The organism is Sphingobacterium sp. UDSM-2020 (assembly GCF_016132525.1).
Lineage (GTDB): Bacteria > Bacteroidota > Bacteroidia > Sphingobacteriales > Sphingobacteriaceae > Sphingobacterium > Sphingobacterium anhuiense.
In genome coordinates, this window is record NZ_CP066166.1 from 5,341,050 (window position 1) to 5,358,878 (window position 17,829).

Consider the following 17,829-nt stretch of genomic DNA (forward strand, 5'->3'; position numbering starts at 1 on the left):
TCAATTCATTGGTTCTTATTCAAATTTTGCATAATTTTTTCTACAATTGCTTTTGCATCATCACTTACTCCAAAAACAAGTCCTGATTTTTTCTTCCGTAACCAGGGAAAGCCTATGCAATAAAAACCCTCCGTTAGCATTTCACCATCTACATGCTCAGGTCTTCCCTTATCATCAACTAAAGATGCATTTAGATAACTAAAGTCATAGCCAAACCCTGTAGCCCAAATTATTGTAGCTATATCAAAGTCTCTTAAACAAAGTATACGTAAATCGGAAGCTGAAACATAGTTATTATCAGGACAATCTGAAAGATCCTCCTCTTCTTCTGAAATAAATGCAGAATGCTTTTCAAGGTAAGCATCTACTTGACTCTTAATAAAAACCGAGGTTTCATCTGCATAATGGATATTACTTTTAGCATTATCGTCAAAATATAGATTTTCATCATCTACGCCTTTTAAACCACCAAGAATTGTGACCCCTATACTATACAATGATTGATAACTTACCGTATGTCCTAACAAACCTAGACCTGAAACTTGAGGTTGCACAGCAAGTAAATGAGATTTTTCTTTTAACAACTTACTGGACATATCCATCATCCCCATCCGATCCATCCATTCCATGATATCTTTCCCTTTATAGCGGCGTGGTGCTCTTGCGACTTTACTTCCAGCTAAATATACTTTTCTCTTTGCCAGAGCCAGTTCTTCAGCAATCTGACAACCTGATTGCCCACCTCCCACAACCAATATATTTCCAGTAGGCAGTTGTTTCACATTCTTATATTCGGAAGCGTGAAATTGTTTTACATGAGCAGGTACGTTTTTCCATAGCTTGGGCAATGAAATCTTATTCATAATACCCGAAGCGATTACAACTGCTTTTGATAAAAATGTATAAAATACACCCTCCTTCTCTATATTAACAGCAAAACCTATGTCAGTTTTTTCAATTCCGATTACTTTATGGTTTTCTAATATAGGTAGGTTAAATGTTCGAACATACTTTTTCAAATACATTACAAATTCTTCTTTAGTCATAAAGTATTCCCTTTTATTAATCGGAATATCCATACCAGGAAGAGTGGTCATCCAGTTCGGTGTATTCATTTTGAATGAATCCCAGCGATGCTCTTTCCACGAATAACCAATAAAATGCTGCTCCAATATGATATGTTTTATTCTGTGGTTTTTAAGATAATAGCTTATGGCCAGTCCAGCTTGCCCAGCTCCGACAACAATAACATCCTGTATTTTTTCAACTTTCATTTTAAACTGTCTTAAAAAAATTCAACTTATGAAGGAATAAAGCAAATTGTATATCGAGTTCATTCCAAAACAATACATAAAAACTTATTTGCTTACCTTTGTACAAATATTATCATTACATATCGAGAGAAGATAACGCAATAGAGATTAAAACCTACGCAATGATGCAAAATCAGGAATTAACTATTATCCAACGCAATAGTCTAAAAAGCGAAAAGTTTTCTGCTTATTCGGAAAAGAAACATAATATAAAAACAAAATCAGGTGGTGCGTTTTTTTTTCACGAAACGACCTTTGATTCGTTACAATTTATCCAGTGCAATTACACATTAATTAAAGAAGAGCAACTCCAGATTAATATTGAAAAAGAAGCTCTTGAAATGCACTTCAGATTAGATGGATCTAGTGGAGCTTATCGTTCCGGACAACCATTGAATCTTATAAAAGGAAGCAATACTATAACATATTTAGAAGATTATAGACAAGATATTGTGATGTCTCCAACTGAAACAGGAAGTTTTTTGGAAATTAGGATAGGCCAATCTCATTTTGAAAAATTATTAAGTGATTTTGTTTCTGACACATCAAATCTATTCTCAGGAACTGTGATGACCACTACTCCAGCAATGCGTAATACAATTGCTCAGATTCAAATTAACCCTTACAATCAAAAGATGCGCGGGCTATATATGGAAGCAAAAATGACAGAACTTTTCCTACTGCAATTACAAAAATCCAATAATCATCCCCACCAAAAATCTCTCTCTTTTGGAAAAATGGATAGAGATAAACTCTTTCATGCGAAGCAACTAATCGAGCAGCACATGGACCAATTCCTAACCATCACACAACTGGCTCAACTTATTGGCATGAACAAACGGAAACTTATGCTAAGCTTTAAAGAGCTTTTTGGAATGACAGTATACAGCTACATCAAAGATCTGAAAATGGAAGAAGCAAAAAGGCTGTTGTTAGAAGAGGATAAATATGTAAATGAAGTGGCAGACCACATCGGTTATCAGAATCCCCAACATTTTATAACAGCATTTAAAAAGAAATTTGGCATTTCTCCAGGTACACTAAAACAGTAAAACTTCTAGCACTTAAGAAAGTTATACCTTAGTAAAGTGAATAGAATAGAATAGTTCACTCATCTTACTCAAAAATAATAAGAAAGCATTCTGTAATAAAAAATGGAAATTACAACTTTAGAAAATATCAGAATTGATTACATTACAGAAATTTTGAACCAATCATTTTCTGATTATATCGTTCCATTTCAACTTACTTCTCAGCAGTTGGAATATAAAATTTTCACCGAAAACATCCGGCTTGATTTATCTTTAGGAGTTTTTTATTCAGGTAAATTAGTTGGTTTTATGCTTCATGCCTTAAATCATACTGGTGAAAAATTGGTCGCTTATAATGCTGCTACTGGAGTCATTCCTGATTTTCGAGGACAAGGTTTGGTAGGTAAAATGTATAATTACTTAATCCCAAAACTAAGAGATCTTGATGTAGATCATATGGTACTGGAAGTTATTGTCGGTAACCAACGTGCAATACGCGCCTATGAGAAAATGAATTATCGGGTTAATAGAACGCTAGATTGTTTTAAAGGATCTTTTGAATCAGATAAGAAATCCAGTTTTTTATCTATTAAACAAGTAGAAAATTTTAAATGGGATGATTTTATATCTTTTTGGTCAATTAAACCATCTTGGCAAAATTCCATAACAACTTTAGAAAAAAGCAAAGATAAGATTACTATCCTCTGCGCGTATTTAGAAGACGAATTGGCCGGATATATAATCTATAATGCTCAGACAAAAAGAATACAACAAATTGCAGTTCCTACAATCCATAGACGGAAAGGCATAGCAACACAATTGATAAATGCGATGACACAATCAACCGGATCAAAAGAACTATATGCCTTTAATATCGACAATAGTTCCTCAGAAAGCACTGGATTTTTTAAAAGTTTAAGTCTTGAAAATAATGTGTCTCAACTTGAAATGATAAAAAATATATAAAAAGCTAGGAAACTAATGATTGGCGGTGTCGCTGCACATATTGTTTTTTGATAATATATAGCTTATAGTAATCATAAGAGCCTATGATCAATAGGACAAAACATACTACGTAAAATGTCTTATTGGTCAAAAAAGCAAATGATAAACCACTTAACAGCCCGCCCGCAACATAAGCCATTACTATACTCAACAATAAATTAAACTTATCAACAAGTGCTTTATTATGTCTGTTAGATTCCTTTGTAAACATAGAAATCAGAATAGCCAGATCTGTTGTAAGCCCAGTCAAATGAGTCGTTTTTACTACTGAGTTTGAAATACTGGCAGTCAATCCATTTTGTAGCCCCATAGCGAATAACAACGCCCCCACCAAGATTTCTGTTTCCTGTAAAGAATCTTTATAAAAAAAATCCAGATAAATGCCGACAAATAATATGCTTAATATTTCAAGAACTAAAGGTATAGAATGAGTAAGAAAAGCACTAAAACGCCCCTTTCCATGAATAATAATCATATTCGAAAGCATACTGCCGATTAAAAATAATAATATCCAGAATAAAACTACAGCCCCCTGATACCAGTTACCCTTAGCAATCTCTTGAGCAAAAATGGCATAATACCCCGTTACATTTGAGGTAAATGAAAAAAAAACGATGACCGATGCGACATTGACCATACCTGCTGAAAAAGCAGTCAAGGATCCCAATTTAATATTGTCTTGTATCGTGCGATGATTACTATATTTTCTTAGCATAATTTATTTTTTCTCCTTTCTCCAACACAATTCGTGCAATTCCCTTAGCCTGTAGATCTAAATTAAGATGTAGTATTAATCTGGTATCACTAAGTTCATGTATCACAAAACTTTCCACAAGTTTATCGTCTTTCCGTAGCTCCAAAATATGACCTCTTCCCTTTAAAAACCAATTATATCTATTATCATGATGATGGGCAATATAACTGCGGCTTCCTTTTCTTTCAAAGTGCCACAAACCGTCTTGAAGAGGCGGTAAATGTGCAATCAGAGTATTTTTAATTTCTTCATGAATCGTCGATTGCTTTTGAAAAGATGGCATATTATCCACTTTTTCAAAATACCATCCTTGTTCGACCCATTCTCCTTCCAACATACGCTCTGGACTTTCATAAAACATCACCATAGTTGTTGCTAAAAAAAGAAGCAAAGCAAGTAAGATAAAGTTGAATTTAACCAGCAGATTTATTTTAATAATTGACATCCCATTTTTTTTTAAAGAATAAATCAGATAAAACATTACACTCAAATTTCTCAGTACCGGGTTTCTGTATAATTCCGACTTGCCCCAGTTTACGCGCGTTCAACCGCAGTAAAACCTTTCCTACATCAAAAAAATGCTTAGTTCTTTTTTCAAATGCATAATTTGATGGCACTCTGATTTCATCAATCTTTGCGCCTAATAAATAATTATGTAAGTAATTTGAATTGTCGGTACCGATGATATCCGTATATATGACCAACTTCCGATCTTCATAGCGATTACAGATCATCTGGCAAGCTTTAATAAAATCTTCCGAATGAAGATCTGACAGTTGATCCTCCAGTTTAATACCTAGCAATTCACTGATAGACGTACTACTGCGGTTGCCATATACCAATACGACCTCCACTTCTTTCGCCTTCGAATGTTCGAGACTTTGGATCACAAATAAAAGGGAATCTATTGTAAAATCACTAGGAATCAATATACGTTTCTTCATATCAAATTACTTTTGATACAAAGTTAACACCGAGAGATTGCAATGGAATGAAGCTGAAATTAGCTTTCTATTAGAATTTCAAAGCTGAAATTAAAATGAGATTAAAACAAATGAAAAGATTAGAATAGGATTAAAATTTAAGATAAGTAGGGAGCTCTATTTCAACTGTTGTTCCTTTTCCTACAGAAGATTTAACTTTTAACGTCCCCTCGTGTAATTTAATGATATTGCGAGCCAAAGGCAAGCCAATACCATAACCGTCAATACCATCGGTATTTGAAGCCCTAAAATAAGGATCATAAATATGTTCCAAATCTTCTGAAGGGATACCTATGCCCTCATCTTTGATCAAAATAAACACCTTATTATCCAAAGCACCTAAAGCAATATAGGCAGTCCTATTAGATGAGTACTTACAGGCATTACTAATAATATTGGACAAAGCCAATTGAAGTAAAATAGCATTTCCATTAATTTTAAGACGCATACTGTCATCTGGCAATAAGTCAAAATCAGTAACAATACGAAACTTATCATTAATAGCTTTGATTGTCAACTCTGCATCCATTATAATTTGATCAATACGAACAGGACTAAAAGAAGATGAATTACTGACAAAACCAGTACGTGCCAACAACAAAAGTGCCTTTGTTTTTTTTTCTAAATGCTCAGCAGATGAAATAATTTTCAAAAGAGTTTTTTGATAATCTTCTTTACTTCGCTCTTTTGATAGTGCCAGATCTGCCTGCCCTATTATGGAAGTCAAAGGAGTATTCAATTCATGTGAAGCATTACTGATAAAATTTTTCTGAGTTTCAAATGATGTCTCTAATCTTGTTAACATATTATTAAAAGTGCTGGCAAGATCCTTAAGTTCCCCTTTATATTTAACTTCATCCAATCTTTTATGTAAATTTTCAGAACCTATTTGTTGCACCTCCTTCATCATTGTTAAGATAGGCTTCAAAAAAGAACGTTTCATAAAAACGGAAACTACCAAAATAAAAAGTATACCCAAGATTAAACTAATTATCAGCAGATTTCGAAGATATGCAAGATGATGCGTATAAAAGTAGTTCTCAGCAGAAGCTCCAATTATATACCTCCGTCCATCCTTTTCAAAAAATTTGGTCGAATAAAACTGACTATCGGATTTAAAATTAGAAACACCTTTTTTATCGATCTTACTCCATAGCTTTCGATTAAAACCGCGACTCTTAACAATATTCCCAGCGGCATCAAACTCGACAAGAAATTCGTGCTGATTATCAAGATTCTCAATAAATTCTAAGCTCCATTGGTTATTTTGATCTGCGCTACCATTATTTAAAAACTTCTCAGCTGCTATATTCCGTCTCAGATCTAACCGTTTATAAAAATCGCGAAACGCAAAATTGGAAATAGAATAAAAAATAAAACCAACAAAACAACAGACATAGATAACCAGAATGGTAATGAGGTAAATAAGCTTTTTATTATAATTATGCATAAAATCTTAATCTTCGACTTTTAAAACATATCCCATACCGATCACTGTATGTATAGCTTTTTTGGATGATACTTTTTCTATTTTCTTGCGGAGATAGTTAACATAAACATCCACTACATTAGAACCAATATCAAAGTTTATTCCCCATACCCGATCAAGCAGTTCGCTACGCTCAAATACTTTTTTGGGATTTTGGATAAACAATAAAAGCAATCGATATTCTGTACTCGTAAGCGTTAATTCTTGTTTTTCACAATAAGCTATTTTTTTATAATCATCGATTTCAAAAAAACCGTATTTATATATCTCATGGACTGGTTCCTGATCCCGCTGTGTAGCCTGAAGTATGGAATGCTTGCGTCGAATCAAAGAACGAATTCTTGCTTTAAGTTCAATCAGTTTAAAAGGTTTAGAAAGATAGTCATCAGCCCCGTTGTCCAAACCCAGAACAACATTTTCGGGAGTTCCCAAGGCAGTTAGCATCATCACAGGTAAATCAGTATAACCCCAAAACCGGATTTGTCTACAAATCTCCAGCCCATTGGTACCTGGTAACAATATATCCAACAGTACGAGAGATATATCATGATTGCTAAGCAGCTCCTGCAATAAATTTGCTTTATTTAAATGAATTACCTGATAACCGTCCTCTTCCAAGCCCTGAACAATCAAATCAGCTACATCTTGTTCGTCTTCTACCAAGATAATTTTTTGTTGCTCTATATTCATGACATGATATCTGATTACCTTTTAATTCCTTCAAAAGATAAAAATAAGCTTTTGGTAACTCACACACAAATTTGAAGACATATCGGAGCAAAGAATATGAAACCAGAGACCATGCTAGAAAATAAAAAGTGAAATACCTTATTATACTTTGGTGTTTTCAGCACGAAATAAATAAAATAGAAGAAGGTCAGAAACGGATCAATTAAATTATAAGAATTGCAAACCAATTCCATCAACTCTCGTATCTAACCATATTTTTTCTCTTGATTTAAGTACTTGATTTGGACAAGAATGACGCAAGATGAAATCATCATTGTCCTCATTCAGATAAGGGTTAATATCATCTTGATCTGATAAATAAACAATATTAAACACAGCATCTTGATCATCTGCATTAATATCAGATTGTAAAATTTTAACATCTTGAGTCATTAGCCACTTTGATGCTTCGTCTTTATTAAAGTATTTTAAATGTAAGATATCTACACCAAACTGCTCCAATTCTTTAGTGGCCCTATCTGGAAAAAAGTTAAGCAGATAACCTTTATATACCTCTATGTGATTATTCCTAAGCGCATAATTTCTTACAATAAGTCTGTGAGGATTATATTCAAAATTGAACATCATAGGATTTTCCATAAAACCATAATGCAGATTATATTGTAAAATACGCGCATCCATATTGATCTTTTCGTTTTTCATAATTGGCATAGTTTAGTATAATCAATAACATTAAATTACCTAAATAGTTCGTACAATTGCTAATTCCCTAACACTTTAAGCAATATTCTCATTCATTTACTATAAACCACAAAAAATAATATGACGATGAATTCAATTCAAAATCTGAAAGAAGATTATAAACCGTAAAAATCAGAATAGATTAAAAATCAACAAGATCAAGGTATCTTAATCTATTCCTAAATTTTCATTATTAATTTCGGTCTAATTTCTCCATCCATCTTAATAACAACAAACAACCTGGGGCATACACAGCACCGTGATCAAAACCCTGTAATTGGAATAACTCCGTTTTAGAATGTTTTAAGTTTTCAAGCACTTTGGCCAGATGTGCATTCTCCTCATATCTGGCAGGTAATTCTAATCTAGCATCACCTGTAATCAACAAAGTCGGAGGAGCATCCTTTCTAGCAAAATGAATAGGTGCATACTGATCAATAATGGGTATTTCCATTGACTGTTTACGTTCCTTCTTGATAGTGTAATGGGTATTTGTTTGTCCGCTGATAGGTGCTATACCTTTGATCTGGTTAGCATCTATATGGTATTTCTTCAGATAGCTCACATCCAATCCGACCATCAATGCTAGATAACCTCCAGCCGAATGCCCAGATACATATATTTTAGTAGGATCACCACCATACTTTGTGATGTTATTGAACGCCCAGGCAACAGCGGCAGCAGCATCATCAATATAATCTGGCCCCTTTACTTTGGGACTCAATCTATAATTAACAGCAATTACAGCAATCCCCTTTTCCTTAAGCTCCAATGGTACATATTTTTCTCCTTCCTCTAATCCTCCGCCATGAAACCATACGACTGTAGCAAAACTCGATTTGTCCTCCGGAAAATACAAATCTAACTTACAGCGCTCTTGTTTATACATATCTTTTTCAGACTTTTCTACATAAGAAATATCTTGCAACAATTTATAACCCTGAGCTGAAGAAGTAAAATTAGTTAAGATTAAACAAAAGAATACAAAAATTTTATACAACATCATGATCTAATTTAAAAACGCATACATAAAACTGGCAAATAAAAATATAGTAGTCATATCTATTCCGACAGTGCAGTATCTTTATCAATCGCTAATTCTTGATTATAAGCGTTTACAAAAGTTCCTTTCACACGTTCTGAATTATAAAGATACATCCCCCATAGCACACTGTAGATGATATTCTTCACATTTGTAGAAATTACATCGAGAGCTAAAATATTACTCATATAAAAATAATTAAAAAAAGTAAAAACAACATTTGAAAGAAACATCACAGCGAGCACAACAATCATAGTTTGTGGGAAAAGATCTCTTTTTTTACTAAATAAATAGATGCAGTATATAAAACCCATTAAGAGAATGATATTTAATAAAATTTCACTCGCAACAAATATTTTATGAACATAGTCCGGAAAATAACTAGTATACCTATAACTCTCCCAGATCTCCTGAGTTAGATACCCAGACTCAAAAAAATTATACGCAACTCTTAGAGTAGTAATTACCATCGAAATAATTAATAAAATCAACCATCCCCCAACTGAATGGTATTCGGGCTCCTCGTATAATTGAATCATTGAAGATGATGCTGTTTTATTATAGCGAAGTATAAAAATAACACAGATTAAAATAATGCAAACACATCCAAAAATTGTAAGCATACTGATTTTACCTGAAATATTAGAGCCGACGATTATTCCATTATCCTCAATATAATATGCATTGTACAATAAAACATCTCTGTTTTTAAAATCATCAACATATTGTTTTTTATCACTCGATGCTACGAAAGGATTGTGGAATCCAAAATTGTAGCTGATAATAAGCGTGTCTTTTGACGTTTTAACAGTTTTACCAAAATAATAAGAATCACGATCAATGAAAGAGCTCTCTCTTTCTGGATTAAATTCAACCCCGCCATGATTTACGATGCGAATATCATATTCTAAGCAATACGGAAAATACAAACCAAGAGGCGCTAAACCTTCTGATGAATTAAGTTCAGGTAAATTATTATTAATTTGACTCGCATATATGCCAAAGATATTTTTATTTGACGCCTCATCTTTTTCACCAATTTTCTCAATATAATACCTCTCTGTTACATGAATAATATTTTTATCAAACTCATCTTCAAATTTTAGTGACTCTTTAATGGAAATTTTGGGATACATTTTTTTGTAGTAATCCAAATAACTCTTTTGTATCTGATTTTTTGCACTTTCTTTAAATGAAGTTCTTATAAAGTCTGCACTAGAGGCGCTATAGCTCGTTTTAACCTCTAAAATTGCTCCGCCCTTACTATCTAGCAAATAAGTTTCTGAAATTTTTGTTAATCCATTGACATTTTTATCAACAGATGTCAAATGCTTCGAATCATCGATTTTTAAAACTCTACCATAGTAAGGGAAATATAAATCTGTAATCCCGCCACCTTGATTAGTGATGGTAGGGTCAATATACTGTTGTCTGTCTCCAATCTCAATAGCAGCCACAACATGATTAAAAGCACCTGGCGATGGTAGATAATCTTCCATACCATATGTAAGGTACGAATTCGCTAAAACCAAAGATCCTTTTATTCCTTTCCGTTTTAACATGGAAATCATCAGCAACGATTTATCTTTACAATCACCGTATCGCTGATTAAAAATTTTTTCCGGTGTGTTAGCACGATGAGAAAATTCACCCAGCTCAACTCCCATATAACGAATATCATTCTGCACAAAGTGTGTTACCTTTTTCAGAAATTTCATCGAATCTCCCTGAGAATCATCCCAATATCTATCAACTAGAAGTGCTAGCGGAGAACCGTCTTTAAAATCTACAGTTGGATTAGTCTGCGCCATCCAGCCCCCTACTTCTGACCAAGAATTAAATTCTGTACACTCTATCCATTGTAGATTTGTATACCATGCAGGCGCATATTCATCAAATTCAACGGCAGGAAACGACTGCTCTTCCCAGCTATAAGAAACGTGATTACTACCTTCTTCTATAAGCGGTTTACTAGCATTGTTATGCGATTTAAAATTTAACTTCCTATTTTTCGGAACAATATAATTAACTACTGCCAAACCGATAGGTTCATAAGATTGCAGATAATATTTGTCAAAAAACTTATTTTCAAAAACAGGATTAAATCCCTTCAAACTATATGAAACGATAATCTTATCGTCTTTTCTTAAATCATCCAATATATAATAAGCAGAATAAGTTCCATTATAGATAAATCGAGATAAATCGGTCTCAGTAGCAACTAAGGTAAATTTACCGACATCAAGCTTATCAATAGTTTTCCCATCCCTAATTACTTTCAATTCATGAAGAGTAACCTGCTGATACTTTGGATCAAAGTTTATTGAAATTTGACCTGCATTTTCAGCACCGTTACTATCAAATAAAACTTTAACATCTCTAAAAAACTTAATTTGCTCCCCTATATTAACCTGATATTCAATCAAATCATAATAATACCCTTGTCCTATATCTTTAATATCAATTTTTGAAGGTGAAAGTTTATTCGCTCTAACCCAAGTTGGAACAGGAGCTTTATTAAGTTTGTTATTAGCCAGAACATGGCTATTAAACAAAACCGCTATAAAGAATAAAAAAAATAAATATGAATTAAATTTCATTGGTTAATAATCTTATGTTAAAGATATAAAAATTAAATTATTATCGATATGACAAGCAAAATTTTGCTTTGTTATAGACATAAAGATCAAGATGATAAGATATAATATAGACAACTAAGATATAATATATACACAGTTCTAATCTGAAGATAAACAAGGTGATCAATAGAAACAACATCACAAAAATCACCGAATAACCCATTTTCAACTATATATAATAAAAAGAATTGGCTCATTTTACTCATCCCTAAAAAGAATATCTGCAAACATTTTCGTCTCCTGGCTGTTGATTCTAATAAAGTACACATTAACATATGTGACACAGGTATACAATTTTTTAACAAACACCCGAATAAACCTATACGAATTCGTGGTGCATAAATCGCAAAAAAATGGCAATAACAACCAATAGATTATCACAGACTCTTAGTAAAGCTTTGAATGATCAAATTACATTAGAAGCATATTCTGCTCAAGTATATTTAATGTTAGCTTGTTGGGCTGATCAGAATATGTTAGATGGTGTCAATTCGTTTCTTATGAAGCATTCCCAAGAAGAGCGCGTACATATGGCCAAAATAATAGAATATATTCAAGAAAGAGGTGGATCTGTAAAAATTGATGCAATAAAGAAACCAGAACCAGAACCTAAAAACATTCTAGAATGCTTTGAAATGGTACTGCAACAAGAAATAGAAAATACAGAATCTATCTATAAAATAGTAAATTTAAGTATGCAAGAAGGTGATTGGGCAACATGGAATTTCCTTCAATGGCTTGTTAATGAACAACGTGAAGAAGAGAAACTTGCCTTAGACTTATTAGACAAAGCTAAATTGGCTGGAGGTGAAGATATGACAGATAATGCCCGATTTGAACTCAACAAACTAATCGGAAATACTGGGCAAGAGTTTCCAGTTGCAGATCAAGTAAACCCGCTGGCATAAAATACATATAAAAAAAGGTAGCTTAAATCAAAAGCTACCTTTTTATTTTTCTGAAATTACCTATAGCGACCGCTTAGCCAGTAAGGAAATATCTAAAGAATTATGAGACAATTTATCCACAAGACCATCCATTAATTCTAATTGCTCTGTAATTAATAGCTCGTCACTCTGATCACTTATATGCACTTTTGAAACAGCTGTTTTCAAGGCAAGAATTTCTAATGAATCAGTGGCAAACAAAGTATAGGTCTTTTTTAATTTCGAAAGAATCTTGTTCATCAGCCGTTCATGCTCCTCATGAAAGGCTAAACCGGAACTATGGTCCAGCATATTTGTAAAGGCCATAGCATAGGAAATCAATTGATGCGTAAAAATAGAAAAGTCATTTAATTCCTTTGTGAACGGGCGTTGAAATATAGGTTCATTCAATATACGTTCATTTAGTGCATTCAATTCCGCTAAACTGAGATAAATTTCTTTCCTAGCCAATTTATAATCCGCAATATCGACTTTATCACCCGATAACTTACGAAAACTAACAGATAAGAAATGTACATTCGCCTGTATCACATTTTTCAAATACGTCTTTACTGAATCACTTTCCCAAGTAGGAAATATGAAATGAAAAGATAAAAATGAAAGCACACAGCCAATTACAGTATCCAATAGACGTTCCTTCAATAAAAGAACGCCAAAATCATCTACTCCTGTAAAGAAATAATAAGCAATTAGAAAAAAGGCAGTTAGAAAAAATGAACCATAAACATATTTACTTCTTAAAAAAGTAAAAGTCAATAGCATATAAACTAACATGAGACCTAGGAGTACATAAATATTTGTAATCAAGAAAATACTTGATAATCCCAACATGCCCCCCAGAAATGATCCTTTCAATCGATCAATACTTCGTTGTTTGCTTAAACTGAAACCAGGACGCAGAATAACAATTATGGTAATATAAATCCAAAAACTATGTTTTGTCAAAGCAATGTATTCTGGAAAAAAAACAGGAAGTGTTTTAGTAATAACAAAAGCAACCAACATAACAATAGCGACACGAAGTGAGTGTCTAAAAATTGGTGACTTTAAATTTAAATGTGCCTGTAATGCTGGCCACGAAAAGGTTCTTTGTTTAAAGAAACGTTCTTTGTGTGCAAGTAACTCAGAGTGATCATGAACTTCCTCAGATTTAGATAAAATACGATGAACCTCTCTTATTTTCTGCATGACATAACGGATATTAACAAGGATTTTCTTCAATACGATTGTCGTTCCTTGCTCTCGGCTCTCTAAAGCGATAACCTCAGCATAGGCTTTATCCCACTGTCCTGTAAATTGAATAGCTGTCTTCGGTGGCTTCAATAAACTGATTGGAGTCGTCAGTCGCTCCAATTCTTGAGCACAGCTAATTAACAATTCAGGTATGACCTGATAAACCTTTGTATGTCCATATTTTTCACGAATCTGATAATAATCATGATGAGAAGCATTTATTCTTTCAAACAGTTCCATCAAGGTCGCGAAAATAAAAGTAAGCTGTTTATATTGGTAACTTGCAAATTGCTTCTCAGTAGCCGCAGAAAATAAAACTTCACGTACATTTTCCTGTCGTTGATTCAATATTACATTGATCTGAATAACACGTTTATGAGTCTTTGCAATCGCAGTATGAACATCAAAGAAGCAAGCTTTGATACGCAATAAAGTACCGATCTTATAGGCACACTCCGCCAGAACCTGTTGACTGACCCGATAAGGTCTCATGTAGCGTACTGCTAACACAAAAATCATATACCAGACTGCACCTCCAGTCATCAATAAAGCCTCTGTTATAGGATGACTGCTTTCATGTGTCAATGTCAAACTAAAAAATAGAGCCAATAAACAAGAAGCTCCGATTCCCATAGCTCTGATACCAAAAACACTGAGCATGCAAGCTGCAAAAGAGAAAAAAGCAATAAACAAACCAAGGAACACATCTGAAAAAGGAAGTATACGCGTAAGCATACTCATTGCGAAAATAACAGCAACATTGATAAACAAGGACTGACGGCGTTCCCGGTAAGGACCAACCAGATCTGGAGTACTTGCAATAATGCTACCTATTCCTAAGGTTACACCATTGTGCAAATGGCCGAAACAAGCAAATATTACAACCGGAATTAGCACTGCCACCGTAATTTTTAATCCTTCATGAAACGGTTGACTATTGATAAAGAACCGTGCCTTTTGCCATACTATTTCTAAATGATCACGCAATGTAGGTTATATTATTAATGTGGAAATATATCGATAAAAGACTATGCATATGCTAATCATTTAACTTTTGCAAAAGTACCAAATTAAATACTACAAAAAGAAATTTTCATCTCCTATAAAGTTCACATATAACCATAAAACATTCATAAAATATTGTTTTACATCAAAAATCAATATTTTATTTTAAAAAAAAGACCTTCTTTAGTAACACAAATGAGAAATAGTCAAAAGAAAACAATAATTTTAGGCACTAAAAATCTTTAAATGCATGAAAAAACTCACGCTACTTTTGTTATTAGCAAGTTCAATGGCTTATGGTCAGCGCAACTTGAATATAGAAGAAACAGTCTTTGGACCTCGTACATATGCCCCGACTGCCCTTATTAGCAGCAATTGGATACCCAACAGCAATAACATTAGTTATTTGGATAAGGGATATCAAAATTTAGTTCAGAAAAGTGCTACGAACACAGGGTCTGAGGAAATAATACTGAGCAAAAATGACTTACAAAATGCTTTAAAAACAAGAATTCCGAATGAGCAGATTAATTTGCAGATCTTTCCTAGTGATTATAAATGGGAGGATGCAAATACGATCAGCTTTATACTCTATACGAAACAAGCTCATTATCATATCGCTGTTAACGTAAAGAATAAAGAAATAGTTCATCTGTTGGAAACAAAGTTGGAGGCAACAAATCAAGAATATACAAAAGATTACAGTAAAGTAGCTTTTTTAATTGGTAATAATATACAAATTAAAGACAATACTGGGCAATTAACTGTTGTTACTGCAGATACAGTAGACGGTATTCTTAGTGGAAGTGACTATACGCATAGACAAGAATTTGGTATCAAAAAAGGTATGTGGTGGAACCCGCAAAATGACAAATTATTGTACTACCGCAAAGACGAGACGATGGTTACTAAGTACCCGCTTATCCAATGGGACACGCGTGTAGCTTCAGTCAAAGATATTCGCTACCCGATGGCGGGTATGAAAAGTGAAGAAGTTACCTTGGTCATTTATGATACGAAAACAAAACAAAAAATTACCCTTGCGACGGGAGAACCAAAAGAACAGTTTTTAACAGCGGTAACATGGGATCCTTCTGGACAATCAGTTTATGTTGGGGTATTAAATCGTGAACAAAATCATCTAAAACTTAACCAATATAATGCACAAGATGGTCGTCTAATCAAAACATTATTTGAAGAAACAGCTTCGACATGGGTAGAACCTCAAAATGATTTATTGTTTTTACCAAATAACCCAAAACAATTTCTATATCAATCAGACAGAGAAGGTTTCAATCAACTTTACCTGTATAATACTGATGGTAAATTGATCAAAAAATTAGGACATCAAAATCTTATTGTACAGCAGCTAGGCGACTTTTCGCCAAAAGGAGATTTAATTTATTATACAGGTGTCACTAATGATGGCTTAGATCGTCAGCTATTTTCAGTAGACCTTAAAACCGGTAAAACAATACAATTAACACAGGGTACAGGAACACACAATGCCAAATTAAACAGTGATGGCTCTTATATTTTAGACCAATTCAGTAATCTGACAACTCCAAATATTGTTCAGATAAAAGCTACAAAATCCGGTAAAACAGAAAAGATAGTGGAATCAACAAATCCGTTTTTAGGAAAGATCAATCCTCCTAAAATAGAATTTATCACGTTGACATCTGCAGATGGAGCAACACCTTTAACTGGCCGTATCATTTATCCAAGTGATTTTGACACAAATAAAAAATATCCCGTGATGTATTACCTTTATGGAGGATCTCATTCACAATTAGTAACCAATAAATGGTTAGGCGGTGCGGGTTATTTTGATATGTACATGGCGCAACAAGGTTACATTGTATTCACAATGGACAATAGAGGAACAGACGCTCGTGGAAGAGCATTTGCAACAGCAACACACCGTCAATTAGGACAAGCAGAGATGGCTGATCAAATGAAAGGTATCGAGTTTTTGAAATCCAAATCGTTTGTTGATCAAAACAAGATGGGTATATTCGGCTGGAGTTTCGGTGGATTTATGACAACATCATTTATGATACACCATAACGACATCTTTAAAGCAGCAGTAGCAGGTGGTCCAGTAATGGATTGGAAATACTATGAAGTCATGTACGGAGAACGTTATATGGATATGCCTCAAGAAAATCCAGAAGGCTATAAATTGACTACACTAATCGATAAAGCAGATCAGCTGAAGGGCGACTTATTAATCATTCACGGAGCTCAAGACCCTGTAGTGGTACAACAGCACAGTATGGAGTTTGTAGAAGCATGTATCAAAGCAGGAAAACAGGTTGATTATTTCCTATACCCTACTCATGAACATAATGTTTCTGGGAAAGATCGCATTCATATGTATGAAAAAATTGCCAGATACTTTGACCTGCATTTAAAGAAATAAATGATTTGAATAATTAAAAACAATAAAAAATCCCCTTGATCGCTCAAGGGGATTTTTTATTATATAATATCAATACTAGCGGGCAAGAAGTGCTTCAACTCCTAATCGATAGCTATCTAAACCAAAGCCACAAATGACTCCTACACAATTCTTTGACAAATACGAATGATGCCTAAATTCCTCCCGTGTATGAACATTTGAAATATGGACCTCTACAACCGGAGTATTAATAGCCGCAATAGCATCAGCAATTGCAACAGAAGTATGCGTATAAGCCCCTGCATTGAGTACAATACCGTCGTATTCAAAACCTACCTCATGCAATTTATCTATAATAAATCCTTCAGTATTACTTTGAAAATAACTCAACTCAACAGATTCATAGTTATTTTTTAAAGTTGAAAAATAACTATCAAAATCTTGTGCTCCATAAATTGATTTTTCTCTGACTCCTAATAAATTAAGATTAGGTCCATTGAGAATTAATATGTTTTTCATTAAAATAAATAGCTTCTTGAGCAACCAAGCTCGG

Annotated in this window: 15 protein-coding genes; 4 read left to right on the forward strand and 11 right to left on the reverse strand. The window is 33.6% G+C overall.

All coding sequences use genetic code 11. The features are described from left to right. Positions 1-5 precede the first annotated feature (5 nt). A complete protein-coding gene (locus tag JAZ75_RS22515) occupies positions 6-1,274 on the reverse strand; it encodes an NAD(P)-binding domain-containing protein (RefSeq protein ID WP_208698677.1) in 1,269 nt (422 codons plus the stop codon). Between the two features lie 161 nt (positions 1,275-1,435). On the opposite strand from JAZ75_RS22515, the gene JAZ75_RS22520 reads away from it, so the two are divergent. Further along, positions 1,436-2,365, forward strand: coding sequence for a helix-turn-helix transcriptional regulator (locus tag JAZ75_RS22520; RefSeq protein ID WP_168128050.1), 930 nt, complete (start codon positions 1,436-1,438; stop codon positions 2,363-2,365). A gap of 102 nt (positions 2,366-2,467) precedes the next feature. After that, positions 2,468-3,310: a GNAT family N-acetyltransferase gene (locus JAZ75_RS22525; RefSeq protein ID WP_208698679.1), complete on the forward strand. Its 843-nt coding sequence runs from the start codon at positions 2,468-2,470 to the stop codon at positions 3,308-3,310. A 4-nt stretch (positions 3,311-3,314) separates the two neighbouring features. Here the strand turns inward: JAZ75_RS22525 and JAZ75_RS22530 are convergent, their stop codons facing one another. From JAZ75_RS22530 to JAZ75_RS22565, 8 genes are all read right to left on the reverse strand, one after another. Next, positions 3,315-4,064, reverse strand: coding sequence for a YoaK family protein (locus JAZ75_RS22530; RefSeq protein WP_132771972.1), 750 nt, complete (start codon positions 4,062-4,064; stop codon positions 3,315-3,317). Then, positions 4,048-4,548, reverse strand: a complete 501-nt coding sequence (locus JAZ75_RS22535; RefSeq protein WP_031288155.1) for a hypothetical protein — start codon at positions 4,546-4,548, stop codon at positions 4,048-4,050. Before JAZ75_RS22535 ends, JAZ75_RS22530 begins: the two co-directional genes overlap by 17 nt. Further along, positions 4,535-5,047, reverse strand: coding sequence for a hypothetical protein (locus tag JAZ75_RS22540; protein ID WP_021189777.1), 513 nt, complete (start codon positions 5,045-5,047; stop codon positions 4,535-4,537). The genes JAZ75_RS22535 and JAZ75_RS22540 overlap by 14 nt, the downstream gene beginning before the upstream one ends. A gap of 130 nt (positions 5,048-5,177) precedes the next feature. Beyond that, entirely contained in the window at positions 5,178-6,536 is a 1,359-nt protein-coding gene (locus JAZ75_RS22545) for a sensor histidine kinase (protein ID WP_168128048.1), read from the reverse strand. Positions 6,537-6,542: 6 nt separating this feature from the next. Beyond that, a complete protein-coding gene (locus JAZ75_RS22550; RefSeq protein WP_132771974.1) occupies positions 6,543-7,265 on the reverse strand; it encodes a response regulator transcription factor in 723 nt (240 codons plus the stop codon). Between the two features lie 207 nt (positions 7,266-7,472). Then, positions 7,473-7,967: a hypothetical protein gene (locus JAZ75_RS22555; protein ID WP_168128047.1), complete on the reverse strand. Its 495-nt coding sequence runs from the start codon at positions 7,965-7,967 to the stop codon at positions 7,473-7,475. 232 nt (positions 7,968-8,199) lie between these two features. After that, on the reverse strand, positions 8,200-9,012 hold the full coding sequence (locus JAZ75_RS22560) for an alpha/beta hydrolase (protein WP_232789302.1): 813 nt from the start codon (positions 9,010-9,012) through the stop codon (positions 8,200-8,202). A 56-nt stretch (positions 9,013-9,068) separates the two neighbouring features. Next, positions 9,069-11,648, reverse strand: a complete 2,580-nt coding sequence (locus tag JAZ75_RS22565; protein ID WP_208698681.1) for a DUF3857 domain-containing protein — start codon at positions 11,646-11,648, stop codon at positions 9,069-9,071. 392 nt (positions 11,649-12,040) lie between these two features. Between JAZ75_RS22565 and JAZ75_RS22570 the strand changes: the two genes are divergently transcribed. After that, positions 12,041-12,595 (forward strand): ferritin, encoded by a 555-nt coding sequence (locus tag JAZ75_RS22570; protein WP_021189770.1) that lies wholly within the window; start codon positions 12,041-12,043, stop codon positions 12,593-12,595. Positions 12,596-12,655: 60 nt separating this feature from the next. Here the strand turns inward: JAZ75_RS22570 and JAZ75_RS22575 are convergent, their stop codons facing one another. Further along, on the reverse strand, positions 12,656-14,854 hold the full coding sequence (locus tag JAZ75_RS22575; protein ID WP_208698684.1) for an FUSC family membrane protein: 2,199 nt from the start codon (positions 14,852-14,854) through the stop codon (positions 12,656-12,658). Positions 14,855-15,122: 268 nt separating this feature from the next. Between JAZ75_RS22575 and JAZ75_RS22580 the strand changes: the two genes are divergently transcribed. Beyond that, complete coding sequence (locus tag JAZ75_RS22580) at positions 15,123-17,297, forward strand: S9 family peptidase (protein WP_208698686.1); 2,175 nt, start codon at positions 15,123-15,125, stop codon at positions 17,295-17,297. Between the two features lie 75 nt (positions 17,298-17,372). Here JAZ75_RS22580 and aroQ read toward each other — a convergent pair whose 3' ends face one another. After that, complete coding sequence (aroQ, locus tag JAZ75_RS22585; RefSeq protein WP_021189767.1) at positions 17,373-17,795, reverse strand: type II 3-dehydroquinate dehydratase; 423 nt, start codon at positions 17,793-17,795, stop codon at positions 17,373-17,375. Positions 17,796-17,829 lie beyond the last annotated feature (34 nt).